Source organism: Azospira inquinata (assembly GCF_018905915.1).
Classification (GTDB): Bacteria; Pseudomonadota; Gammaproteobacteria; order Burkholderiales; family Rhodocyclaceae; genus Azospira; species Azospira inquinata.
On sequence record NZ_CP064782.1, the window covers coordinates 3,167,356 to 3,187,952 of the forward strand.

Here is a 20,597-nt window from a genome sequence, read left to right on the forward strand (position 1 = left end):
CTATCTTTTCTGATGTTGCATGACTTTAAAGAAGCTAGCTCAAAAGTGTTGCGTAACTCAGCGAGCTTGCCAGCAACACAGTGGGTTTCTTGGTTGTTGCAACACACACTCTCTATTTGATGCTGTTTTATTAAGCGACGTAAGGAAATTAATCATGCAACACATATCCTATATTACCTAGAGAACGATCTACTAGTAATGGATCGGGGGGAGGAGCAACTTATCTTTGACTCATCGCCACAACTCCCGGTCTCATTAGTAAAAAACCCAGCAAAACCGCCTTCCTGCAGCCATTTTCCCCTTGTGCACACTACCGCCAAACGCTATAATTTCCGTTATTGAAAAACGTCACAAAAAACAAAAGATGGCTAAGGAATTTACTCCCGCCGCGATGGCAACCCCGGAACTTCCTGGTTTGAGCCGTCGGGGTCGCCCCCGGGCTTTGCATCCCTTAAGCCCCGCAGAACGGGCCAAGCGCTTTCGGGCCCGCCGGGCGTTTATGAGTGCGGTTCAACGGCTCAAGGATTCGGGGCTGGACCCTTTGGTTTTGCTTCAGAGTCTGGATGTCCAGGACGCCTGATTTACCCATTTCCGGAACAACTTTTCCATGTACAAACCTGTTCTTGTGATTTCCCTGGGCGCTGCCCTAGGGGCGCTGCTGCGCTGGCAGCTGGGGCTCAAGCTCAATAGCTTTTTCCCCTCCCTACCGCCGGGGACCCTGGTGGCAAATCTGGTGGGCGGCTACATCATTGGCTTGGCAACCGCTTTTTTTGCTCAGACCCCAACCCTCTCGCCGGAATGGCGCCTCCTGGTCATTACAGGGTTTTGCGGCGGATTGACCACCTTTTCCACCTTTTCTGCTGAAGTGGTGTCCCTGTTGCAGGAAGGTCGTTTGGCCATGGCCCTGGGGTCGGTGGCCACCCACGTTACCGGCTCCCTGGTCATGACCCTGGCGGGAATCTGGACCTGGTATCTTTTGCGGCAAGCTTGAGGAGAAGAAAAATGCAGGGATATCAGCTGACTTTTTTGACCCAGCAAAATCGTAGTCACGACCATCAGCCCTTGGCGGAGTGGCTGCTCCAGGCCGCAAAACGCCTGGGTATCCGGGGCGCCACGCTGATTGCGGCGGCGGAGGGGCTGGGGCACGATCAACGCATCCACTCCGCCCGTTTCTTCGATCTGGCGGATCAGCCCCAGGAGATCTTGATGGTGGTTTCCGAGGCGGAGGCGGATGCTCTATTTGCCTTGATTGCCCAGGAAAAGGTCAAGGTTTTCTACGTCAAAACTCCCGTGGAATTCGGTACCACCGGGGACCAAGGGGTGTAAAGCTTAGTGCAGGGCGCTGCTTGCGGGGGCTTCCCGGTGCCGCAGGGACCATTCCCGCACCATTTCATCCGCCCCGGCCAGGGTTTGCTGGCGCAAGCCTTCCGGCATTTGCTGGGCCAGAGAAGCGAATAGCTGCTGGGTGACTGATTGAGCCAGGCCTTCCTGGGCCAACCCGTGTTCCAGGCAGGTGGTCTGGATGTCCGCCATGGACTTGGCTACCACCACCCAACCCAGGCGGGGCATGGCATTGAAGAGCCCCAGCATCAAGCCCCCCAGGTGGGTGCTGATTTCCTGGGCGGCCTGGGCTTCGCTTTCCGCAATGGCTGCGTGCCAGAGCGCCACATGGAGGGCGCTCTGGAGCTGCACCTTGAAGGTAAAGCCCTTCTCGTCCTCTTCCGCTAGATTCTGAAAAAACACCTGGCAGGCTGCCTCATTCTCCAGTCGGTCCCGCAGGGCGCCCACAAGCTCACTCAAACCCGTCAGGGCGCCAGCGCCCACCAGGGGGGTGTAAGCCTGGCCCCATTGATCCAGCCCCAGCAGGGTAACCGCCTGACGCAGCAAGACGCCCTCCCCCGTGCCACTCCCCTGCCAAGCCACTAGGCGTTCCAGAAGCTCTTCCACCACCCCCCGCCGTTCCTGGGCCGGGTGTTCCACGGTGGCCCGCAGGGCCCGGGTAAAGGCGTCCTGGATAACGGTGGCGGCTTCCCGCTGGCGTTCAGCGGGCATCAGGGACAGGTAGGTATCCGTCAGGGGCTGGGTATTTTCGGGCATGGGCGTTAAATGGCTGGATTATTTGTCTTGGGCGCCGGCCTGGCGCAGCACGTCGGCAATGTCCGTATTGCCGTTTTTCAAGGCCCATTCCAGGGCGGTCAGGCCGTTGCCGTTCTGGTAATTCACCTCCGCATGATGCTTGAGGAGCAGACGCACCGCCCCTAGCTGCCCGTTACGGGAGGCAATCATCAAGGCGGTGGAGCCGTTGTCCCCGGCATCATCCACGTCCGCCCCCTTTTGCAGCAGATATTCCATGATGTCTTCGTGGCCGTTGAAGGCGGCGTAAATCAGGGGCTGCCAGCCCTGTTCCCGGTCCAGGGGGGCGCCTGCCTCCACCAGGCGCTTGACTACCGGCAGATGACCTTTGAAGCAGGCCAGGAGCAAGGCGTCATCCCCGTAACGGTTGCGAGCGGTGATTTTTGCCCGGCGCTTGATGAGCTCATCCACCAGGGGCAGGTTGCCGTTGCGGGCAGCGATCATCAACAGGGTATTACCCTCCCCGTCCGCCGTATCCACCTCCATGCCCTGCCCCAGCAAATCCACTACGTCGGCGGTGTTGTCCAGATTCACGGCCCGGAGCATGTCGTCGTAACTTTCCGACCAGGCGGAAGGAGAAGAAAGGGCCAGGAATAGCAGGCCCAAAAACAAGCGTTTCATCAGCTAACCTCTAGTAGTTGCCGTTCCCCCTTGTAGCAGCGCTTTGGCGCTGGGGAACAGGCGAAAAAAGTTGGCGCAGCTCGCAGCTTCGATGTCTTCCACGGTAAGCCCTTTCAGACGGGCCACCTCTTCCGCCACGTAGCGCACCCAGGCGGGTTGATTGACTTTGCCCCGATAGGGAGTGGGGGCCAGGTAAGGAGAATCGGTCTCCACCAGAAAGCGGTCCAGGGGCACCCGAGTCGCCACGTCTTTGACGGTGGCCGCATTCTTGAATGTGACTATGCCGGAAAAAGAGAGGTAAAAACCCAGATCCAGGGCGCGCTGCCCCACGGCCCAGTCTTCGGAGAAGCAGTGCATGATGCCTCCTACCGCTCCCGCATCCTCCTCTTCCAGAATCCGCAGGGTATCTTCCGCTGCCTCCCGGGTATGGATCACCAGGGGTTTGCCGCAGGCTTTGGCGGCCCGGATGTGGCGGCGAAAGCGCTGCCGTTGCCATTCCGGTCGATCCTTATGCCAGTAATAGTCCAGGCCGGTTTCCCCGATGGCTACCACCCGGGGATGATCCGCCAGCCGTACCAGGGTGGCCTCATCCGGGTCCGCTCCCTCCGTGACCTCCGGGTGTACGCCCACAGAGGCCAGCAGATTGGAGTGGCTTTCGGCCAAGGCCAGAACCCGGGGAAAATCTTCCAGGTTGACGGCAATACAGAGGGCGGCGCCTACCTGGTTTTGGCTCATAGCCTCCAGGACTTGGGCGGTACGTTCTTGAAATTCGGGGAGATCCAGGTGGCAGTGGGAGTCGATCAGCATGGAAAGCAATAAAGGGCCGAAACGCCCTTAGATGGTATGGGTGGCCCGGCTGGAATGCATTACCCCGGCCAGCAGGCCTTCGATTTTACGCCGGGCTTCCACCCCGCTTTCATCGTTATTGAACAGGACACCGATGCCCTGGGCCTTGCTGTTCTGGGCGCCGGCGGGGGTAATCCAGACCACCTTGCCCGCAATAGGCAACTTGGTGGGGTCTTCCATGAGGGAAAGAAGCATGAACACTTCATCCCCTAGCTGGTAGTGCCGGTTGGTGGGAATAAAAATGCCGCCATTTTTCAGGTGGGGCATATAGGCCGCGTAGAGGGCGGACTTGGAATTGATGTTCAGGGACAGAACGCTGGGGCGGGTAGCACCGCCGGGAGCGGCTTTAGGGTCGTACATGGTTTCCTCCGGGGGGCGGGAACACCCCTTGATAGGCAAACATGACTTCTTCCAAAAACAGTCTGGCGTTTAACGGATGCTCAGACTGAACTTTAAATTCATAGACTTTCTTATTGAATCTAAAAAGCTTCTTTTGATCCGCGCTTTGCGCGAGTTGATCTATTGTAGCCACTTCACCCACAAAAAAGCGGGGCGCCAGATGGTGGCTGGACAGAATCAGGTCCGTTGTCCATTTCTGCACCCACTCCATGACCCAGCGCAGGGCCAGGGTACCGGACTTATCCCCTTTGAGCAGGCGTTCCACTACTCCGGCGCCGTCCAGGGGGGCAAGTTTGCCGCCCTGGCTTAGCAGCTTGGTCATGGTTTCCAGCAGTTGGGCCTGCTGGTTGGCGGCCAGACTGACCGCCAGGAGAGGAGCGCCCCCCGCCAGGGCCAGCCAGCGGGAGGCATCCCCCACGCCCTGCTCCGCCAGCCAGCGTTCCGCCTGCTCGGGGGCGGGCACGAACAAATCCACCCGCTGGCAGCGGCTGCGAATGGTGGGCAGCAAACGGTCAGGCTCATGGGAAACCAGGAGAAACAAGGTGCCGGGCAGGGGTTCTTCCAGGCCCTTGAGGAGGGAGTTGGCGGTACTCCGATTCATGGCCTCCGCCGGATGAAGCAGCACAATGCGCCGTCCCTGGCGGTGGGTGCCCACGTGCAGAAATTCGTCCAGCTCCCGAATCTGTTCAATGGTGATCTGCTGGCTGGGTTTTTTCTTGCCCCCCTCCCCCTCCTCTTCCCCTCCTTCGCCGCCCAAGGCCGCAGGTTGGACCAGGCGGAAGTCCGGGTGATTGCCCTGGGCAAACCAGTTGCAGGCCGGGCATTGGCCGCAGGCTTGCTGGTCAGGCCGGGGGTGTTCGCAGAGCAGGCTGGCCGCGAAAGTCTGAGCCACCTCCAGCTTCCCCACCCCCCGGGGGCCGGAAAGCAGCAGGGCGTGGGGAAGCTGTTCCCGACGGGCTTGCAGGTGCTGCCAGGCTTGGGGCTGTAAATCAAAAATATTCATAAACAATTAGATGTAACCAATTGTTCAATCTCTTTCTTAATCTCATCCAGGCTTCTTTCCCCCCTTATTACCTGCATACGACGGGGGTGGGCGGCCGCCCGCTCCAGGTAGGCCTGACGCACCCGCTGATGGAAATCCCGCTTTTCCTGCTCAAAGCGGTCCAGCTGGCGGGTGGTGGCGATGCGGGCCTGGGCCACTTCCAGGGAAACATCGAAGAGTAGGGTGAGATCCGGCTGAAAATCCCCTTGCACCCATTGTTCCAGGGCCTCCAGCTTACCCATTGCCAGCCCCCGACCGCCTCCCTGGTAGGCCATGGAGGCGTCGGTAAAGCGGTCCGAGATTACCCAGGTGCCCTTTTCCAGGGCCGGATAGATAACCCGGGCCAGATGTTCCCGGCGGGCCGCAAACATCAGCAGGGCCTCGGTTTCCAGGTGCATGTCATCGGCCAGCAACAAGGCTCGGAGCTTTTCTCCCAGGGGCGTTCCCCCGGGTTCCCGGGTGGTCAGCACCCCGTGGCCTCGCTGGCGCAGCCAGTTGGCCAGCCATTCGATGTGGGTGCTCTTGCCCGCGCCATCGATGCCTTCAAAGGTGATGAACTTGCCCCGTTCGCTCATGGAATTGGTCTTTCGGCCCTTAAGGGCGATTTTTCAATTGGTAGCGGGCCACGGCCCGGTTATGGCTTTCCAGATCAGCGGAAAATTCACTGCTGCCATCCCCCCGGGCCACAAAATACAGGGCGCTGCTGCGGGCCGGGTGAAGCGCGGCCTGGAGAGCGGCATTACCGGGCATGGCGATGGGCGTGGGGGGCAGGCCCCGATGCCGGTAGGTATTGTACGGCGTATCCCCTTGCAGATCGGCCTTGTGTAGATTGCCGTCGAAATTCCGTCCCAGGCCGTAGATGACCGTGGGGTCCGTCTGCAAGGGCATGCCCCGCTTGAGGCGATTGAGGAAAACTGCGGCCACCTTGGGCCGGTCTTCCGCCACCGCCGTTTCCTTTTCCACCAGGGACGCCACCACCAGGGCCTGGTAGGGAGAGGTGTAGGGCAGACGGCCATCCCGCTCCTGCCAGGCCTGCTGAAGCTTGTCTTGCATCAGGCGGTAGGCTCGGACATAGACTTCCAGATCGCTGCCGCCCTTATCAAAAAGATAGGTGTCGGGGAAAAACAGACCTTCCGGGTGATTTTCCGTTGCGCCAATGTGTTGCAGAATTTCCTTGTCCGTCCAGGCCACGGTCTGGTGGCTTAGGTCCGGGTTGGCGTTGAGGCGCTCCCGAAACTGGCGGAAGGTCCAGCCTTCGATGAGGGCCACTTCCCCCTGGCTGGTGTCGCCCCGGGTCAGCTTTTGCAAGAGTTGCCAGGGGGTTACCCCTTGGCGCAGTTCATAGCTCCCCGCCTTAATGCCCGCAGCGCTACGGGTCAAGCGAACCAGCAGTTCAAATACCCGGGGATTGAGATCGGCCCCGGCTTCCGCCACCTGGCGTCCCACGGCCCGGGCGGTACTGCCCGAGCTAATCTGTACATCTAGGGGGCTTTGACTAAGGGCGATGGGGGTAAAAGCGCGCCAGGCCAGCAGCACGGCCCCCAACAGGGCAAAAGCTCCCACCCCCCCCAGGAGGCGCCAGAAAAATTTCATCACAACGATCGCGAGCGCCCCAAGGGCGGAACATAATGTGGCCGGGAGGCCGAACCGAACAAAGCACCCCCCAAGGGCTGCCGCTTATATTATGGTGGTCAAGGTAGCGCCCATGGTGCCCGATCTACCCCGCCTGGCTGCGGCCTTAAGGGGCCGAAACCGGGCGATATAATAGACCAATCCCCCTAACTTATCTCAACAGACCAACATGATTAGTCCTTCCTGGCATCAGTTTCTTACCGACCTGGGTGGCGCAGTCGCTGCCGATGGGGATGTTTCCGGATTGGGTGGCCAAATTTCCCCGGCCGCCCCCTATCTCTGCCCCCTGCCTGCCTATGCCCTGATTTCCGCTACCGGGGACGAAGCCCAGGCTTTTCTCCATGGCCAATTCACCAGCGATGTGAACCACCTTCCCGAGGGACGGCTCCAGCATTCCGCCTGGTGCACCGCCAAGGGACGCATCTACGCCAGTATGCTGCTCTGGCATCTGGCGGGGAATGAATTCGAGTTGCTGGTGGCGGCCGATCTGCTGCCCGCCATGCTCAAGCGCCTGAAAATGTACGTGTTGCGCTCTAAGGTGGTGCTGGCGGAAAAAACGGATCAGGTCATTCTGGGCCTGGGGGGGCAAGGTGCCACCGCCCTGCTCCAGGCGGCGGGCCTGACACTTCCGGCCGAGCCTTTGACCTACGCCACTTTCGAGGGCGGCCGAGTGGCCCGCCTGGAAGGGGAAGAACGGTTTTTGCTGGTAGTGGAAGAAAGCGCTGCGGCTACCTGGTGGCAGAAGCTCTCTGCCCACGCCCACCCCGCGGACAGTGCCGTCTGGCGCCTGGGGGACGTGGCGGCGGGCATCCCCTGGGTATGTCTGGCGACCCAGGAGGCTTTCATTCCCCAGATGGTGAATTTCGAGCGCATCGGCGGGGTGAGTTTCCACAAGGGCTGTTATCCGGGCCAGGAAGTGGTGGCCCGCACTCAGTACCTGGGCAAGGTAAAGCGCTCCCTTTTCCGGGGCATTTCTCCCCTTCCCGTGGCGCCGGGGCAGCCCCTAGTGACCCCGGACATGGAAGATGGGGCGAGCGGTCAGGTGGTCAGCGGTGCCCCGGATGCCCAGGGGCAATGGCACTTTCTCGCCGTACTGCCGGAAAGCTGGCAGGGCCGCCCGGTCCACCTGGGAGACAAGGAGGGCGCCGTTGTCACCCTGTCTCCGGTGGCGCCGGAAGAACCGGCAGCCTGACGCCTTCCCCGGGGCATGTGCCTGATTCTGGCCGGGTACGGCCTCCATCCCACCTTCCCCTTGGTGGTGGCGGCCAACCGGGATGAGTTCTACGCCCGCCCGGCGGCTCCTGCCCACTTCTGGGAACAATTCCCCGACCTGTTCGCTGGCCAGGATTTAAGTGCCGGGGGCACCTGGATGGGCATCGGGGCCCAGGGCCGCTGGGCGGCTCTAACCAATTACCGGGACCCAGCCCAGCCCCCCGCCTCGCTCTCCCGAGGCCTATTGGTGCGGGACTATCTGACCTCTGCGCTTAATCCGGAGGAGTTTTGGCGCCAGCAGGAAAAGGAGTCTTACGGCGGTTGCAATCTGCTGTTCTGGGATGGACGGGGATTGAGCTACGCCGCCAACCGGGGCGCCCCCTGGCGTCTGCTGACTCCTGGGCTTTACGGCCTGTCCAATCATCTGCTGGATACCCCCTGGCCCAAGGTGGTCCGAGCCAAAGCGGCCTTTGCCCGGGGCCTGGCAGACCTAGGGGAAAGGTGGAACCCGGGAGCGGTTGGGCCGTTTCTGCAACTCTTGGCGGATACTCGTCCGGCCCCGGATCAGGAATTGCCCCATACCGGGGTCAGCCTGGATTGGGAGCGGGTCCTCTCCCCCATCTTTATTCGTACTCCGGATTACGGCACCCGGGTATCCACGGTACTGGCCCTGGATCAAACCGGGTGCTGGCACTGGGCCGAGCAGGCTTTTGGCCCGGAAGGCGCCTTGGGAGCCCTGCAAATCCGGGAGATCCCCCCTGGTGCCCATGGTCCGAAAATGGAGCGAAGTTCGGCTTAATCCTGGTCCCGGATTTCCACCCGGGTATGGGGAGAAACCAGATCAAACAGGGCCATAACATCCCGGTTGGCCATGCGGATACAGCCATGGGAGCGGGGCTGCCCCAACCCGGCCTCGTCCGCCGTGCCATGGATATAGATGTAGCGGCGCATGGTATCCCGCTCTCCCATGCGGTTTTTGCCCGGTTCCAGGCCCGACAGCCAGAGCACCCGGCTAAGAATCCAGTCCCGCCCCGGGTGCTGTTCCGCCAAGGCCGGGGAATAGCACTCTCCGGTGGGGCGCCGCCCCACCAGCACGCTATGGGAAGGCAATCCGGCGCCGATCTTGGCCCGGACCTGATGCCAGCCCCGGGGCGTGCATTGGCTTCCGGGATGTTCCCCCGGCCCCCGGGCTGCGGTGGATACGGGAAAACGATGCAGGATTTCGCCGGCCTCCCCCACCACTTCCAGGGTTTGCCGGGGGATGGAAATGCGCAAAAACATTTCAGGCCCCTCCTTTGTTGCGTCGACGTTCGGCAAAGAAATCGGACAAGAGCTGTCCGCACTCTGCCGCCAACACCCCGCCTTCCACCTGGGTGTGATGATTCAGCCGTTCCACGGCAAACAAATCCACCACGCTGCCGTGAACGCCGGTCTTGGGGTCCCGGGCACCGTAGATCACCCGGGCAATGCGGGCGTGGAGCATGGCCCCGGCGCACATGGCGCAGGGCTCCAGGGTAACGAACAGTTCGCAGCCGGGGAGTCGGTAATTTTCCAGGTTGCGGGCCGCATCCCGCAGGGCAGCAATTTCCGCGTGGGCGGTGGGGTCGTGGTCCCCAATGGGGGCGTTAAACCCCCGGCCCACGATTACCCCTTCCTTGACCACGACCGCCCCCACGGGCACCTCCCCCAAACAGCCCGCAGCCTGGGCCTGGGAAAGGGCTTCCCGCATGTAGTATTCGTCGTTCATGGTCCCAGTTTCTCCCTTGTGCCTTGCCCACCCGAAACAGCTCGGCCTGCCTCAGGCTGAGCCATCTTCGTTCCGGGCTTTGCTGTGTTTTTGAATATTTTTGATAACGTTATCTTTTAAGCTGCTGTTGTCCCAGAGGCCTAGCAAAGCGGCGGCGGCTCCCGCCAGTCTATCCTTGTCCGCCCCATCCAGGGGAGCCCGCAAACCTTCCAACGCCCGGGCCAGGGCCCGCAATTCCCCATCCCGGCGGGCCCGGTAGAGGCGCATGTTCTGGCGGACCTGCTCATCCCGCTCCGCATAGCGGGTTTTGGGCCGTCCCCGTTTGGCGGGGGCAGACTCCGGGGCGGGTGGCGGAGGAATTTCCGGACTGGGCATGGGACGACATTTCGGATAACGTTATCAAAATTAAACCACAAAAGCCCCCGTCATGCCGATTTCACCGCTTTCTTCTCTCACCGACCGCCTTCCAGGGCTCCAGCTATGCCCCATGGAGGAGGTCCATCTGCCTCAGGTATGGGAACTCCAGTGCCTGGCCTATGCCCCTGAGTTCCATGAATCTGAGGCGACCTTCCGGGCTAAGCGAGCAGCCTGGCCGGACTGCTGCTGGGTGCTGGTGCAGCATGGACAGGTTCTGGCCTACCTCTTTGCCCAGGAAGGCCGCCTGGGCCACCCCCCCTGTCTGCACAGTGAGGGGCGGGAATTGGGGGAGCGGGATTGCTTCCACCTCCATGATCTGGCCATTCACCCGGATTTTCGCGGTCAAGGCCTGGGGCGGCCCCTGATTGATGGGGGGCTAGCGGAAGGGCGCCGCCGGGGACTGAGCTGGGCCTCCCTGGTAGCGGTGCAGCAATCCGTGGCGTTTTGGGTCAAGCAGGGATTCGGAGAGGCGCCGCCAGAGCTGAATCCTCCTTTGACCAGCTACGGACCGGATGCCCGTTATCTGATTCGGGCTCTAAAGAAAGAAAGCTAGTTCGGCTTGTCCTTGCCCACATCGGGCAGGCGAAAAACATCGATGCCCTCTTCCTGGAGGGCCTGGAAGTCCTCGTCGCTGGCCTGCCCCCGGATGGTTCGGGCCGGAGCTTCCGCGTAATGAATGCGCCGGGCCTCCTCCGCAAAGCGGGGGCCCACATCCTCGCTCTCCGCCTTCAGAGCACTCACCATCTCCCGTAGCAGGGCCAGGGGGCTAGTGGGAGCGGCCTGAGGCTCCGTTGCCGGAGCGGAGACGGAATTAGAGGGCGCTTCAATGGGAAGGGCCATACCGCCCCGGTGCAGCCCAGCGGGCAGGCGACGGACTTCCCGGCTACCGCAATGGGGGCAGACCAATAGCCCCTCTTCCCTTTGGGCGGAAAAGTCTTCCGGAGAGCGGAACCAGCCCTCGAAGCGATGCTCCTGGGGGCAGATGAGGTCGTAAACAATCACGGGATAGGCCAAAAAAGGAAACAACGGTAGGGCGGGCGGATTCTAGCATCTTGCCCGGCTGCCACGCCGGACGGGCTTATTCGGAGGTGCTGGGGCTCCAGAAGGCCTGGAGTATTTCCGGTTGTTCCGCCAGGGATTGGGTCAGGGCGTCCAGGACGCCCCCTTCCGCAGCCGTAGCCACCAGCATGGCCTCGATTTCTACCGCGTCTTCCCCGAAGGCGTGGACGGAAAGGGTGCTGGCCGGGTAATCGGCTCCATCCAGGGCTGCCTCCAGCAGCTGGCGGGCCCGTTTCTGGTGAAGCTTGGGGGCGATCACATAGACCGTGTTGGTAACTTCCACGGCCGGAGTATCCAGGGGCTGGCGATTGATCTTGTCCACCACGGGACGCAACAGGGTATTAGCGGCCAGGACAAAGGCGGTGGCCAGGGCCGCTTCCAGCACCAGATCAGCGCCGGCGCAGGCGCCGATGGCGGCGGACCCCCACAGGGTGGCGGCAGTGTTCAGGCCCCGTACATTGCCCTCTTCCCGCATGATGACCCCGGCCCCGAGAAAACCAATACCGGAGACCACGTAGGCCAGTACATGGGTGGCCCCTTCTGCACCACCCAGGCGGTTGGCGATATCCACAAAAATAGCCGCCCCCACGGCCACCAGCACATTGGTACGCAAACCGGCGGTACGCTGCCGGTACTGGCGCTCCAATCCCACCAGCCCGCCAAACAGGAAAGCCGTCCCCAGGCTGATCAGGGTATCCAGCAGGGAGGCCAGATTAATATTGGCAACGGCTTGCATGGCAAATTGGGGGAAGGAGATGCGGGAGGTGGGTGGTGCCCGGGACGGGAATCGAACCCGTACGCCTTGCGGCTCCGGATTTTAAGTCCGGTATGTCTACCAATTTCATCACCCGGGCGGGAGGAGCCGAATTATAGCGGTTTCCCCAAGCATGACAAAAGGCTGGTGCGGAAAAACAAAAAGGGAAGCGACCAGCGCTTCCCTTTTTGCATTTTATGGAGCGGGAGACGAGTCTCGAACTCGCGACCTCAACCTTGGCAAGGTTGCGCTCTACCAACTGAGCTACTCCCGCATAAAACTTTTTGGCCCGATACCAATGCGCCAAATTCTTGGAGGCGCGGGCCGGAATCGAACCGACGTAGACGGATTTGCAGTCCGCTGCATAACCACTTTGCTACCGCGCCTCGAAACCGATCACTCGGATTAAAACGGTGCCACTAAAAAAGGAAAGCTGGTAATGCTGAGCTTTCCTTTTCAGAAAAACTTGGAGCGGGAGACGAGTCTCGAACTCGCGACCTCAACCTTGGCAAGGTTGCGCTCTACCAACTGAGCTACTCCCGCGTCGATCAACGAGGTGCGCATTATATAGGCTTTCCGAGAGGTGTCAACAAAGCCGCCCAATTTTGATCAATTTTCTTTGTGCAGGGCGATCTGGGGCCATGCCATACGCATGTAATAACCCATGGACCAGAGGGTCAGCACTGCCGCCACATAAATCAACCAGGTCCCGGCCTGACGGATGTCGTAACCGGCCACGGGAGCCTGATAAAGCAACAGGGGAATAGCGGACATCTGGGCGGTAGTTTTGATCTTGCCGATCATGGAAACCGCCACGCTCTTGGAGGCGCCGATCTTAGCCATCCACTCCCGCAGGGCGGAAATGGTGATTTCCCGGCCAATGATGATGGTGGCGATGACCGCATTGGTACGATCCAGCTGCACCAGCATAATCAGAGCCGCTGCCACCATGAGCTTATCTGCCACCGGATCAAGAAAGGCGCCGAAGGCGGAGGTCTGCTTCAAGGCCCGGGCTAGATAGCCGTCCAGCCAGTCCGTCAGGGCGGCCACCACGAAAATAGCCGTAGCCACCCCGTTTTTTTCTTGGAACCCCAGCCAGGTGTCCGGCAGGTAATACACGGTCACCAACAGGGGAATGAGGAGAATGCGCAGCCAGGTAAGGAAAATGGGTATGTTGAAGGGCATTAATGCAAAGCCGAATAAATGCGTTCCGCCAGCTCCCGATTGATGCCCGGGACCTGGGCCAGGCGGTCCACGCTGGCCGCCATAATTTCCTGCAATCCACCGAAGTGGGCCAGCAGCGCCCGGCGCCGGGTCGGCCCCACCCCCCCGATGTCTTCCAGGCGGGAGGTTTTCCGGGTTTTGCCCCGTCGGGCCCGGTGGCCCGTAATAGCGAACCGGTGGGCCTCATCCCGTACTTCCTGCACCAGATGCAGACCAGGATGTTCGGGAGGCAATTGTAGCGGCGATTTCCGCCCCTCGGGGAAAATCAGTTGCTCCAGCCCGGGTTTACGCTCCACCCCCTTGGCCACCCCGATCATGGGCAGGTGACTCAGACCCAATTCCTCCAGGGCCGAAAAGGCGGCCCCCACCTGGCCCTTGCCCCCGTCGATGAGAATCAGGTCTGGGCAGACGCCTTCCCCGGCCGCCACCTTGTCGTAGCGGCGCAGTACCGCCTGGCGCATGGCGGCGTAGTCGTCCCCGGGCTGGATATCCTTGATGTTGAAGCGCCGGTATTCGGACTTGCGCATACCGGTGCTCTGATACACCACGCAGGACGCCACGGTGGCTTCCCCCTGGGTATGGCTGATATCGAAGCATTCGATGCGCTGGGGGGCTTCTGGCAACTCCAGAGCCTCTCGCAGGGCCTCCTGGCGCTGGCCCTGCATGGTGAGGGTAGCCTGGCGGGCGGTAATGGCAATGCGGGCGTTCTGCTCCGCCATTTCCACCCAGATACGCCCCGCCCCCTGGCGGGGTTGAAGCACGGGCACGGGGCGGCCGTTGCCATCCTCCAGGCCCGCCAGCCCTTCCTCGTCCGGTAAGGCATTGACCAGAATGCGCTGGGGCACAGGGCGCCCCTCATAGTGCTGGGCGAGAAAGGCACCAATGGCCTCGGCGGGAGCGCAGTCGCTGGCGTTCCGGGGAAACTGGGGTTTATCCCCCAGGTGCTGACCGCCCCGTACCATGGCTAGGTTCAGGCACAGCACCCCGTTTTCCACCACGGCGGCCACAATATCCACGTCCTCATCCTTGCCGCTATCCACGTATTGCTTGTCCTGGATGCGCCGCAGCCCGGAAATCCGGTCCCGCAGCATGGCCGCCTGCTCGAAGGCCAGTTGCTCTGCCGCCTTTTCCATGGCGCTGGTGAGACGTCGGATCACCTCGTGGTGCCGGCCATTGAGGAACATGGAGGCCAGTTGCACGTCCCGAGCGTACTCCTCCCGACCGATGAGCCCCACGCAGGGGCCGCTACAGCGCTTGATCTGGTGCAATAGACAGGGACGGGAGCGGTTGGCGAAGACTGAATCTTCACAGGTGCGCAGGTGAAAGGTTTTTTGCAGCAGGTGAATGGAATCCCGAACCGTGGAAGCGGCCGGGAAAGGGCCGAAATAGTCCGCCTTGCGATCCGGACTGCCGCGAAAAAAGCCCAGCCGGGGGAATTCCTGGCGGGTCAGGAGAATGTAGGGGTAGGACTTGTCATCCCGAAAAAGGATGTTGAACGGCGGGTCCAGGGTCTTGATCAGGTTGTTTTCCAGCAGCAGAGCTTCCGCTTCGGAACGCACTACCGTGGTATCCACCCCGGCGATCTGGCTCACCATGAGGGCAATGCGGGGGCTGGCCAGGGTTTTCTGGAAATAGGAGGAAACCCGACGCTTCAGGTTTTTCGCCTTGCCCACGTAGAGCACCCGCCCGTCCTTATCCAGCATGCGATAGACGCCGGGCAATTCGCTCAAGGTAGCCAGAAACGACTTGCTGTCGAAGCGGGGCCGTTCCCCTGCCTCGGGCACCGTAATGGCATTTTTCGTGGCCAACCGGCCCTCCGATACGGAGGTAGGAGCGCTCCCCTCCCCGTCCAGGAGGCCCTTAGGGCTGGCGGGGGGCGTGGCGCCTTGATCTTCAGCCATGGTCACTCCTACTGCAAATGCTCCCGGATGGCCTGAATCACCCCCTCGAAAGCCGCCGTGGTGAGCCGTCCGGTACGGGTGTTGTAGCCGCTACAGTGATAGCTGGAAAAAAGCTGGAGCCCGTTGGGCAGGACGTAGTGGCAGCCGTGACCAAAGGGATAATCCTTGAGCTTCAGCTGTTGGGACCAGAGCACCGCCTGATGGGCAATGCTGCCCAGGCTGAGAATGGCCTGAAGCTTGGGCATGGCTTGAATTTCCTGGTCCAAGAAAGGGTTGCATTGGCGAATTTCCGCGGCCACCGGCTTGTTTTGGGGGGGCAGACAGCGCACCGCATTGGTAATCCGGCAGTCGTAAAGCGCCATGGCTGGATTGGCCCACCCGGTTTCGTCCAGGGGATTGGGCTGGGAAGCGAAGCCGAACTTGTGCAGAGCCGGATAAAGCAACTCCCCCGCGATGTCCCCGGAAAAAGGCCGTCCGGTACGGTTGGCGCCCCGTTCCCCGGGGCCCAGGCCCACCACCAGAAGGCGGCCGTCCAGGGGGCCGAAGGACGGTACGGCCCGGGCATGCCAATTCGGGTCCCGCTGACGGATGGCGGCTAGGTGATCGGCGAGACGGGGGCAGAGGGTGCAGCGGGAACAATCGGGGGCTTGGGGGCGGAGGCTGGTCATGGCAACGGCGGAGAAGGAAGGAAACGGTGGAGCGATGGAGCGACACTTCGGGAGGGGATGGTACCATCCCGCCCATGAATGCGCCGCGCCAACCAGTCTGGGATATTTTCTGCAACGTCATCGATAATTTCGGGGACATTGGCGTGTCCTGGCGCCTGGCCCGGCAACTGGCTCGGGAACGGGGCTTTCGGGTACGCCTCTGGGTCGATGATCTGGATCGATTCTACCCCCTCCTTCCCAGCCTGGACCCGGGGCGGAAAGGCGCTCCCCAAACGGCGGAGGGGGTGGAAATCCACCGCTGGACAGCGGTTTTTCCTCCGGTCATCCCTGGGGAGGTGGTGATTGAGACCTTCGGCTGCCGCTTGCCCGAGCCCTACCTCCAGGCCATGGCTGCCCTGCCTCACCCGCCGTTCTGGGTGAATCTGGAATATCTCAGCGGGGAAGACTGGGTGGGGGAGTGCCACGGCCTCACCTCCCCCCATCCCCGTCTACCTTTGGTCACCCACTACTTTTTTCCCGGCTTTACCCCAGCCAGCGGCGGCTTACTCCGGGAACGAGATCTGCTGGCCCGGCGGGAGCGCTTTGCCGCCGAGCCAGCCCTAGCCGCCCGCCTACGGGATCGCTTGGGTTTGCCGGCGGATACCCTGGAAGGGGACGCCCTACGCGTACTCCTCTTTACCTACGGCCATCTCCCCGTTGGCCCCTTGCTTGACGCCTGGTCCTGGGGAGAACGGCCGGTCCATTGCCTGTTGCCCCCCTCCCCGGCCCTGCCCCAGATCCAGGCCTGGGTTGGGGATGGGTGGGAGCCGGCCCAGGGATCAGTACAGCGGGGCCAGCTACGCTTGAGTCCCATCCCCTTCCTGCCCCAGGAAGATTTCGATGCCCTGCTCTGGTTTTGCCAGATCAACTTCGTGCGGGGGGAAGATTCCTTTGTCCGGGCCCAATGGGCCGGGCAGCCCCTGGTCTGGCAGATTTATCCCCAGGAGGAAGAGGCCCATCTGGTGAAATTACGGGCTTTTCTCAAACTTTATCTGGCCCAGGCCCCGGCGGATCTGGCTCGGGCTATCCGGGACTTCTGGGAAGCCTGGAATAAGGGGCTGGCGGTGGATGGGCCCTGGCGGGCCCTGATGGAGCGCTTACCCCAATGGCAGCAACACAGCCGCCTATGGAGCCAATCCCTGGCGGCCCAAGGGGATTTATGTAGCCAACTCCTGACTTATATGGGAAAACGCCAGGAATCTCCGGTATAATCCCGCGCTTATTTTTCAAATCCAAAGCAGGACAGACGATGAAAACCGCACAGGAACTCCGCTCCGGCAACGTGATTATGGTTGGCAAAGACGCCCTGATCGTGCAAAAGGCCGAATACAACAAATCCGGCCGTAACGCCGCCGTGGTCAAGATGAAACTGAAGAACCTGCTGACGGGCGCCCCCAGCGAAACCGTTTATCGGGCCGACGACAAGTTCGAACTGGTGCAGCTGGACCGCAAGGAAGTGACCTACTCCTACTTTGCCGATCCCATGTACGTCTTCATGGATGCCGAATACAACCAGTACGACATCGAAGCGGACAACATGACCGATGCCCTGAAGTACCTGGAAGACGGCCTGCCCTGCGAAGTGGTCTTCTACAACGGCAAGGCTATTTCCGTGGAACTGCCCACCTCCGTGGTGCGGGAAGTGGTTTACACCGAACCCGCCGTCAAGGGCGACACCTCCGGCAAGGTGCTGAAGCCCGCCAAGATCGTCAGCGGCTTTGAACTGATGGTGCCCGCCTTCGTGGAAATCGGTGACAAGATCGAAATCGACACCCGCACCGACGAATACCGGAACCGGGTGAAATAAGTTACCCCGCTCCGCAACGAAAAAAGCCCGGAAGTTTCCGGGCTTTTTTGTATCCATTAACACAACTAAAGTATTTTATTAATCAATACATTAAGCAATATTCTTAATAATTAGGATTAAAGCTTGGAGAAAAGCCGGGGCAAAGACCGAAACCCGTCTTCCCCCCGGGGAAGCGTCGCCTCCCAAGCCTTACTTCCCCCCCCCAGCGCTACTCCTGCCCCAGACGCTCCGCCCAGGCAACCCCTTCTTCATAACGGGCTTCCTGCTTGAGTTGTTCCCGACTCAGGGCTTCCCCTTTGGGTTGGAGCCCCATGAGGCGTTGGATCTTGTCTTCCGGCACCTCCACCCGCCAGGCACCCAGCAGTTCATCCACCGCCTCGGGCTGGTTGCACACCAGCAATACGTCGCAGCCCGCATCCCAGGCCGCCTGGGCCCGTTGTTGGATGCCACCCACCACGCCGGCCCCCGCCATGGACAGGTCGTCACTGAAAATCACCCCGGTAAAGCCCAGTTCCCGGCGCAGTTTGTTGATCCAATAGGGGGAAAAGCCCGCCGGATGGCCGTCCATGGCCGGGTAGGTGACGTGGGCGGGCATCACTGCCTTTAGACTGCCGTCCTGGACCAAGGCCTGGTAGGGGGCCATATCCTCCCCCATCTCCGCCAGGCTGCGTTCATCCACGGGAATGCTCACATGGGAATCCGCCGCTACCCAGCCGTGGCCGGGGAAATGCTTGCCGCAATTGGCCATGCCGGCAGCCCCCATGCCCCGGATCAAGGCCCGGGCCAGGTCCGTCACGGCCTGGGGGTTGCGGTGCAGGGAACGGTCTCCGATCACCGAACTGCGGCCGAAATTCAAATCCAGAACCGGCGCATAGGAAAAATCCACCCCAACTGCCCGCAGTTCCGACGCCAGCACATAACCCAAGGCCTCGGCACTGGCCAGGGCTTCCCCTGGATTTCGATCCCAGTGGCGACCCAGGGCGGCCATGGGGGGCAAACGGGTAAAGCCTTCCCGGCAGCGCTGCACCCGGCCGCCTTCATGGTCGATGGAAATCAACAGGGCGGGCTGGCGCAGGCCGTGGATATCCCGACACAGGGCGGCCAGCTGCTCCGGGTCCCGGTAGTTGCGGGAAAACAGGATGACTCCACCCACCAGAGGATGGATCAGGCGTTGCCGGTCTTCCGGCGTCAGGGCAATACCGGCCACGTCCGCCATGAGCGGGCCGAGGGGCAGGGAAGGAATCACAGCAGAGTCTCCAGAACGACAAAGGCCAGCACCGTTTCCTTTTCGTCGCTCAGGGAAAGGTGGGCCCGCAAATGACGGTTTTCCAGGTAACGGGCCAGGGGCGGGGCAAAGGCGAAGCCCGGTTTCCCTAGGGCATCATGGGTAATGGCCAGGGCGGTTAGGGAAGCAGGTGCCCGTACGCCGGTACCCAGGGCCTTGGCAAAGGCCTCTTTGGCGGCAAAGCGCTTGGCCAGCAGGCGGGCCGGGTCGGCACAGACGGAGAATTCTGTCCATTCGTCAGGCGCCAAAATGCGCCGGGCGGCCCGTTCCCCGTGGCGTTGCCACAGGGTTTCCAGGCGGGCCACCTGGACGATGTCCGTGCCGATGCCGAAAATCATTGGGCCACGGCCAGCATCAGGGTTTTCATTTCCGTCACTGCCTGGCGCAGGCCGACAAACACGGCCCGGGCGACGATGGCATGGCCGATGTGCAATTCCCGGATACCCGGCAGGGCGGCCACGGGCTGGACGTTGTAATAATTCAGGGCATGGCCCGCATTAAAGCGCATCCCCGCCGCCAGAATGGCGGCCCCGGCCTGTTTCAGCTTAGCCAGCTCCGCCAGGACGGCCGGGCTTTCCCGGTCCCGCCCCTGGTCGTGGAAGGCGTGGGCGTAGGGGCCGGTGTGCAGTTCGCACACCCGGGCGCCAATATGGGCGGCGGCTTCGATCTGCCCCAGATCGGCATCGATGAAGACGCTACTCACAATTCCCGCATCTTGCAGCCGAGCCACCACGGCCTTCAGATGGGCCTCCTGGCTGCGCACGTCCAGACCACCTTCCGTGGTGATTTCCTGGCGCCCTTCCGGCACCAGCATGGCCATCTGGGGCTTGAGACGGCAGGCGATATCCACCATTTCATCCGTGGGCGCCATTTCCAGATTGAGCTTCACCTGGGTGCTTTCCTTGAGGCGCCGCACGTCCTCGTCCTGGATGTGACGCCGGTCTTCCCGCAGGTGCACCGTAATGCCTTCCGCCCCGGCCAGATGGGCTTCCACCGCCGCCCAGACCGGGTCCGGCTCATAGGTGCGACGGGCTTGGCGCAGGGTAGCTACGTGGTCGATATTGACGCCGAGTTCAATCATAATTCCTGCAACTCCTTGAAAATTTTACGGCTTTCCAGGGGGCGCCCTTCCAGATAATAGCCGATCAGGGCGCGCATCAATTGTTTTGCTTCGCTGCGGGAGCGGGGCCGCTGCCAGTCTTCACTGGCCAGATCCAGGAGGCTTTGGCCGGAGACGCAGAGTTCGCTCCCCTCCCCGCTCTCCAGGGGAACGGCCCCATGCTCGATTTCGTAACGGTAGCGGCGTTGGGGAGCGATGGGCTCACCCCGGGCATCCGCCTCCAGATTCAGGCCGTAGCCCAATTCCTGGAGCAGGGCTTTTTCAAAATGGCGCAGATCCGCTTCCCGCAATCCCTGGGAAATGCGTCCCAGGGTTTCCCCATAGACCTGGAACAGGCCTTCATGGGCGTCTTCCCGGGGCAGGAGTTTGAGCAGCAGCTCATTCAGGTAATAGCCACAAAACAGGGCCTGGCCGGACAGCAGGGGTTGCCCCCCTTGCCATTCAGCCTTCATCAGGGTCAGCACTTCGCCCTTGCCCGCCCAGCCTAGTTCCAGGGGCTGGAAGGCCATGAGCAGGCCCCGGATGGCGGCCCGGGGGCGACGGGCCCCCTTGGCCAGGAGGGCCACCCGGCCAAAATCCCGGGAAAAGACTTCTACAATCAGGCTGGTTTCCCGGAACGGCCGACCATGGAGCACATAGGCCGGTTGCCGATCCACCCGCTGGCGCAGATTCACCTTGGCAGCTCCCCAGA

The 20,597-nt window shown here is 61.6% G+C and carries 26 protein-coding genes and 4 tRNA genes; 7 read left to right on the forward strand and 23 right to left on the reverse strand.

Features of this window, described 5'->3' with window-relative positions; all coding sequences use genetic code 11:
- Positions 1–607 precede the first annotated feature (607 nt).
- Together crcB and Azoinq_RS14205 are read left to right on the forward strand one after the other, a co-directional pair.
- Positions 608–991 (forward strand): fluoride efflux transporter CrcB, encoded by a 384-nt coding sequence (crcB, locus tag Azoinq_RS14200; RefSeq protein WP_216128246.1) that lies wholly within the window; start codon positions 608–610, stop codon positions 989–991.
- Between the two features lie 11 nt (positions 992–1,002).
- The gene (locus Azoinq_RS14205) at positions 1,003–1,326 is read left to right on the forward strand and encodes a DUF190 domain-containing protein (RefSeq protein WP_216128244.1); all 324 of its coding nucleotides are present in this window, start codon (positions 1,003–1,005) and stop codon (positions 1,324–1,326) included.
- 3 nt (positions 1,327–1,329) lie between these two features.
- Here Azoinq_RS14205 and Azoinq_RS14210 read toward each other — a convergent pair whose 3' ends face one another.
- Genes Azoinq_RS14210 through mltG form a run of 7 tightly spaced genes read right to left on the reverse strand, consistent with a single transcriptional unit; the run spans position 1,330 to position 6,634 of the window.
- On the reverse strand, positions 1,330–2,097 hold the full coding sequence (locus tag Azoinq_RS14210; protein ID WP_216128242.1) for a hypothetical protein: 768 nt from the start codon (positions 2,095–2,097) through the stop codon (positions 1,330–1,332).
- Positions 2,098–2,115: 18 nt separating this feature from the next.
- Positions 2,116–2,754 (reverse strand): ankyrin repeat domain-containing protein, encoded by a 639-nt coding sequence (locus Azoinq_RS14215; protein ID WP_216128241.1) that lies wholly within the window; start codon positions 2,752–2,754, stop codon positions 2,116–2,118.
- A 3-nt stretch (positions 2,755–2,757) separates the two neighbouring features.
- Positions 2,758–3,561 carry a TatD family hydrolase gene (locus Azoinq_RS14220; RefSeq protein WP_216128240.1) on the reverse strand — a complete coding sequence of 268 codons (804 nt, stop codon included), beginning with the start codon at positions 3,559–3,561 and terminating at the stop codon, positions 2,758–2,760.
- 27 nt (positions 3,562–3,588) lie between these two features.
- Positions 3,589–3,960 carry a PilZ domain-containing protein gene (locus Azoinq_RS14225; RefSeq protein WP_216128239.1) on the reverse strand — a complete coding sequence of 124 codons (372 nt, stop codon included), beginning with the start codon at positions 3,958–3,960 and terminating at the stop codon, positions 3,589–3,591.
- On the reverse strand, positions 3,947–5,002 hold the full coding sequence (gene holB, locus Azoinq_RS14230; RefSeq protein ID WP_216128238.1) for a DNA polymerase III subunit delta': 1,056 nt from the start codon (positions 5,000–5,002) through the stop codon (positions 3,947–3,949). Before holB ends, Azoinq_RS14225 begins: the two co-directional genes overlap by 14 nt.
- Positions 4,999–5,616, reverse strand: a complete 618-nt coding sequence (gene tmk, locus Azoinq_RS14235; RefSeq protein WP_216128237.1) for a dTMP kinase — start codon at positions 5,614–5,616, stop codon at positions 4,999–5,001. Before tmk ends, holB begins: the two co-directional genes overlap by 4 nt.
- Positions 5,617–5,635: 19 nt before the next feature.
- Positions 5,636–6,634 carry an endolytic transglycosylase MltG gene (mltG, locus tag Azoinq_RS14240; RefSeq protein WP_216128236.1) on the reverse strand — a complete coding sequence of 333 codons (999 nt, stop codon included), beginning with the start codon at positions 6,632–6,634 and terminating at the stop codon, positions 5,636–5,638.
- Between the two features lie 208 nt (positions 6,635–6,842).
- Here mltG and ygfZ point away from each other — a divergent pair, with 208 nt between their 5' ends.
- Positions 6,843–7,865, forward strand: a complete 1,023-nt coding sequence (gene ygfZ, locus Azoinq_RS14245) for a CAF17-like 4Fe-4S cluster assembly/insertion protein YgfZ (RefSeq protein WP_216128235.1) — start codon at positions 6,843–6,845, stop codon at positions 7,863–7,865.
- 15 nt (positions 7,866–7,880) lie between these two features.
- Complete coding sequence (locus Azoinq_RS14250; RefSeq protein WP_216128234.1) at positions 7,881–8,684, forward strand: NRDE family protein; 804 nt, start codon at positions 7,881–7,883, stop codon at positions 8,682–8,684.
- On the opposite strand, the gene Azoinq_RS14255 is transcribed toward Azoinq_RS14250, so the two are convergent.
- Genes Azoinq_RS14255 through Azoinq_RS14265 form a run of 3 tightly spaced genes read right to left on the reverse strand, consistent with a single transcriptional unit; the run spans position 8,681 to position 10,007 of the window.
- The gene (locus tag Azoinq_RS14255; protein WP_216128233.1) at positions 8,681–9,166 is read right to left on the reverse strand and encodes a L,D-transpeptidase; all 486 of its coding nucleotides are present in this window, start codon (positions 9,164–9,166) and stop codon (positions 8,681–8,683) included. The genes Azoinq_RS14250 and Azoinq_RS14255 overlap by 4 nt on opposite strands.
- 1 nt (position 9,167) lies before the next feature.
- Positions 9,168–9,632: a tRNA adenosine(34) deaminase TadA gene (gene tadA, locus Azoinq_RS14260; RefSeq protein ID WP_216128232.1), complete on the reverse strand. Its 465-nt coding sequence runs from the start codon at positions 9,630–9,632 to the stop codon at positions 9,168–9,170.
- Positions 9,633–9,683: 51 nt separating this feature from the next.
- Positions 9,684–10,007, reverse strand: coding sequence for a hypothetical protein (locus Azoinq_RS14265; protein WP_216128230.1), 324 nt, complete (start codon positions 10,005–10,007; stop codon positions 9,684–9,686).
- A gap of 112 nt (positions 10,008–10,119) precedes the next feature.
- Here Azoinq_RS14265 and Azoinq_RS14270 point away from each other — a divergent pair, with 112 nt between their 5' ends.
- Positions 10,120–10,602 carry a GNAT family N-acetyltransferase gene (locus tag Azoinq_RS14270; RefSeq protein ID WP_216128228.1) on the forward strand — a complete coding sequence of 161 codons (483 nt, stop codon included), beginning with the start codon at positions 10,120–10,122 and terminating at the stop codon, positions 10,600–10,602.
- On the opposite strand, the gene Azoinq_RS14275 is transcribed toward Azoinq_RS14270, so the two are convergent.
- The 9 genes from Azoinq_RS14275 to Azoinq_RS14315 form a co-directional block, all read right to left on the reverse strand.
- Positions 10,599–11,051, reverse strand: a complete 453-nt coding sequence (locus Azoinq_RS14275; protein WP_216128227.1) for a DUF1178 family protein — start codon at positions 11,049–11,051, stop codon at positions 10,599–10,601. The genes Azoinq_RS14270 and Azoinq_RS14275 overlap by 4 nt on opposite strands.
- A 76-nt stretch (positions 11,052–11,127) precedes the next feature.
- Positions 11,128–11,844, reverse strand: coding sequence for an MgtC/SapB family protein (locus Azoinq_RS14280; protein WP_216128226.1), 717 nt, complete (start codon positions 11,842–11,844; stop codon positions 11,128–11,130).
- A 33-nt stretch (positions 11,845–11,877) separates the two neighbouring features.
- Positions 11,878–11,962 (reverse strand) — tRNA-Leu (locus Azoinq_RS14285).
- 98 nt (positions 11,963–12,060) lie between these two features.
- Positions 12,061–12,136, reverse strand: a tRNA-Gly gene (locus Azoinq_RS14290).
- A gap of 38 nt (positions 12,137–12,174) precedes the next feature.
- A tRNA-Cys gene (locus Azoinq_RS14295) sits at positions 12,175–12,248 on the reverse strand.
- An 81-nt stretch (positions 12,249–12,329) separates the two neighbouring features.
- A tRNA-Gly gene (locus tag Azoinq_RS14300) sits at positions 12,330–12,405 on the reverse strand.
- 66 nt (positions 12,406–12,471) lie between these two features.
- Positions 12,472–13,047, reverse strand: coding sequence for a CDP-diacylglycerol--glycerol-3-phosphate 3-phosphatidyltransferase (gene pgsA / locus Azoinq_RS14305; RefSeq protein ID WP_216128225.1), 576 nt, complete (start codon positions 13,045–13,047; stop codon positions 12,472–12,474).
- A complete protein-coding gene (uvrC, locus tag Azoinq_RS14310) occupies positions 13,047–14,789 on the reverse strand; it encodes an excinuclease ABC subunit UvrC (RefSeq protein ID WP_232368633.1) in 1,743 nt (580 codons plus the stop codon). The genes pgsA and uvrC overlap by 1 nt, the downstream gene beginning before the upstream one ends.
- Before the next feature lie 206 nt (positions 14,790–14,995).
- Entirely contained in the window at positions 14,996–15,655 is a 660-nt protein-coding gene (locus tag Azoinq_RS14315; RefSeq protein ID WP_216128223.1) for a uracil-DNA glycosylase, read from the reverse strand.
- Between the two features lie 74 nt (positions 15,656–15,729).
- Here Azoinq_RS14315 and earP point away from each other — a divergent pair, with 74 nt between their 5' ends.
- Positions 15,730–16,905, forward strand: a complete 1,176-nt coding sequence (gene earP, locus Azoinq_RS14320) for an elongation factor P maturation arginine rhamnosyltransferase EarP (protein ID WP_216128222.1) — start codon at positions 15,730–15,732, stop codon at positions 16,903–16,905.
- 38 nt (positions 16,906–16,943) lie between these two features.
- Positions 16,944–17,501, forward strand: a complete 558-nt coding sequence (gene efp, locus Azoinq_RS14325) for an elongation factor P (RefSeq protein WP_216128220.1) — start codon at positions 16,944–16,946, stop codon at positions 17,499–17,501.
- A 208-nt stretch (positions 17,502–17,709) separates the two neighbouring features.
- Here efp and nagZ read toward each other — a convergent pair whose 3' ends face one another.
- Genes nagZ through recO form a run of 4 tightly spaced genes read right to left on the reverse strand, consistent with a single transcriptional unit; the run spans position 17,710 to position 20,580 of the window.
- The gene (nagZ, locus tag Azoinq_RS14330; RefSeq protein ID WP_232368506.1) at positions 17,710–18,747 is read right to left on the reverse strand and encodes a beta-N-acetylhexosaminidase; all 1,038 of its coding nucleotides are present in this window, start codon (positions 18,745–18,747) and stop codon (positions 17,710–17,712) included.
- Positions 18,744–19,124: a holo-ACP synthase gene (gene acpS / locus Azoinq_RS14335; RefSeq protein WP_216128218.1), complete on the reverse strand. Its 381-nt coding sequence runs from the start codon at positions 19,122–19,124 to the stop codon at positions 18,744–18,746. Before acpS ends, nagZ begins: the two co-directional genes overlap by 4 nt.
- Positions 19,121–19,867, reverse strand: coding sequence for a pyridoxine 5'-phosphate synthase (locus tag Azoinq_RS14340; RefSeq protein ID WP_216128216.1), 747 nt, complete (start codon positions 19,865–19,867; stop codon positions 19,121–19,123). Before Azoinq_RS14340 ends, acpS begins: the two co-directional genes overlap by 4 nt.
- Complete coding sequence (gene recO, locus Azoinq_RS14345) at positions 19,864–20,580, reverse strand: DNA repair protein RecO (protein WP_216128215.1); 717 nt, start codon at positions 20,578–20,580, stop codon at positions 19,864–19,866. The genes Azoinq_RS14340 and recO overlap by 4 nt, the downstream gene beginning before the upstream one ends.
- Between the last annotated feature and the right edge of the window lie 17 nt (positions 20,581–20,597).

Bases quoted from the DNA above. Each gene is read 5' to 3' on its own strand.
- crcB (WP_216128246.1), top strand. From the start codon at position 608: ATGTACAAACCTGTTCTTGTGATTTCCCTGGGCGCTGCCCTAGGGGCG.
- Azoinq_RS14205 (WP_216128244.1), top strand. From the start codon at position 1,003: ATGCAGGGATATCAGCTGACTTTTTTGACCCAGCAAAATCGTAGTCAC.
- Azoinq_RS14210 (WP_216128242.1), bottom strand. From the start codon at position 2,097: ATGCCCGAAAATACCCAGCCCCTGACGGATACCTACCTGTCCCTGATG.
- Azoinq_RS14215 (WP_216128241.1), bottom strand. From the start codon at position 2,754: ATGAAACGCTTGTTTTTGGGCCTGCTATTCCTGGCCCTTTCTTCTCCT.
- Azoinq_RS14220 (WP_216128240.1), bottom strand. From the start codon at position 3,561: ATGCTGATCGACTCCCACTGCCACCTGGATCTCCCCGAATTTCAAGAA.
- Azoinq_RS14225 (WP_216128239.1), bottom strand. From the start codon at position 3,960: ATGTACGACCCTAAAGCCGCTCCCGGCGGTGCTACCCGCCCCAGCGTT.
- holB (WP_216128238.1), bottom strand. From the start codon at position 5,002: ATGAATATTTTTGATTTACAGCCCCAAGCCTGGCAGCACCTGCAAGCC.
- tmk (WP_216128237.1), bottom strand. From the start codon at position 5,616: ATGAGCGAACGGGGCAAGTTCATCACCTTTGAAGGCATCGATGGCGCG.
- mltG (WP_216128236.1), bottom strand. From the start codon at position 6,634: ATGAAATTTTTCTGGCGCCTCCTGGGGGGGGTGGGAGCTTTTGCCCTG.
- ygfZ (WP_216128235.1), top strand. From the start codon at position 6,843: ATGATTAGTCCTTCCTGGCATCAGTTTCTTACCGACCTGGGTGGCGCA.
- Azoinq_RS14250 (WP_216128234.1), top strand. From the start codon at position 7,881: ATGTGCCTGATTCTGGCCGGGTACGGCCTCCATCCCACCTTCCCCTTG.
- Azoinq_RS14255 (WP_216128233.1), bottom strand. From the start codon at position 9,166: ATGTTTTTGCGCATTTCCATCCCCCGGCAAACCCTGGAAGTGGTGGGG.
- tadA (WP_216128232.1), bottom strand. From the start codon at position 9,632: ATGAACGACGAATACTACATGCGGGAAGCCCTTTCCCAGGCCCAGGCT.
- Azoinq_RS14265 (WP_216128230.1), bottom strand. From the start codon at position 10,007: ATGCCCAGTCCGGAAATTCCTCCGCCACCCGCCCCGGAGTCTGCCCCC.
- Azoinq_RS14270 (WP_216128228.1), top strand. From the start codon at position 10,120: ATGGAGGAGGTCCATCTGCCTCAGGTATGGGAACTCCAGTGCCTGGCC.
- Azoinq_RS14280 (WP_216128226.1), bottom strand. From the start codon at position 11,844: ATGCAAGCCGTTGCCAATATTAATCTGGCCTCCCTGCTGGATACCCTG.
- pgsA (WP_216128225.1), bottom strand. From the start codon at position 13,047: ATGCCCTTCAACATACCCATTTTCCTTACCTGGCTGCGCATTCTCCTC.
- uvrC (WP_232368633.1), bottom strand. From the start codon at position 14,789: ATGCTGGATAAGGACGGGCGGGTGCTCTACGTGGGCAAGGCGAAAAAC.
- Azoinq_RS14315 (WP_216128223.1), bottom strand. From the start codon at position 15,655: ATGACCAGCCTCCGCCCCCAAGCCCCCGATTGTTCCCGCTGCACCCTC.
- earP (WP_216128222.1), top strand. From the start codon at position 15,730: ATGAATGCGCCGCGCCAACCAGTCTGGGATATTTTCTGCAACGTCATC.
- efp (WP_216128220.1), top strand. From the start codon at position 16,944: ATGAAAACCGCACAGGAACTCCGCTCCGGCAACGTGATTATGGTTGGC.
- acpS (WP_216128218.1), bottom strand. From the start codon at position 19,124: ATGATTTTCGGCATCGGCACGGACATCGTCCAGGTGGCCCGCCTGGAA.
- Azoinq_RS14340 (WP_216128216.1), bottom strand. From the start codon at position 19,867: ATGATTGAACTCGGCGTCAATATCGACCACGTAGCTACCCTGCGCCAA.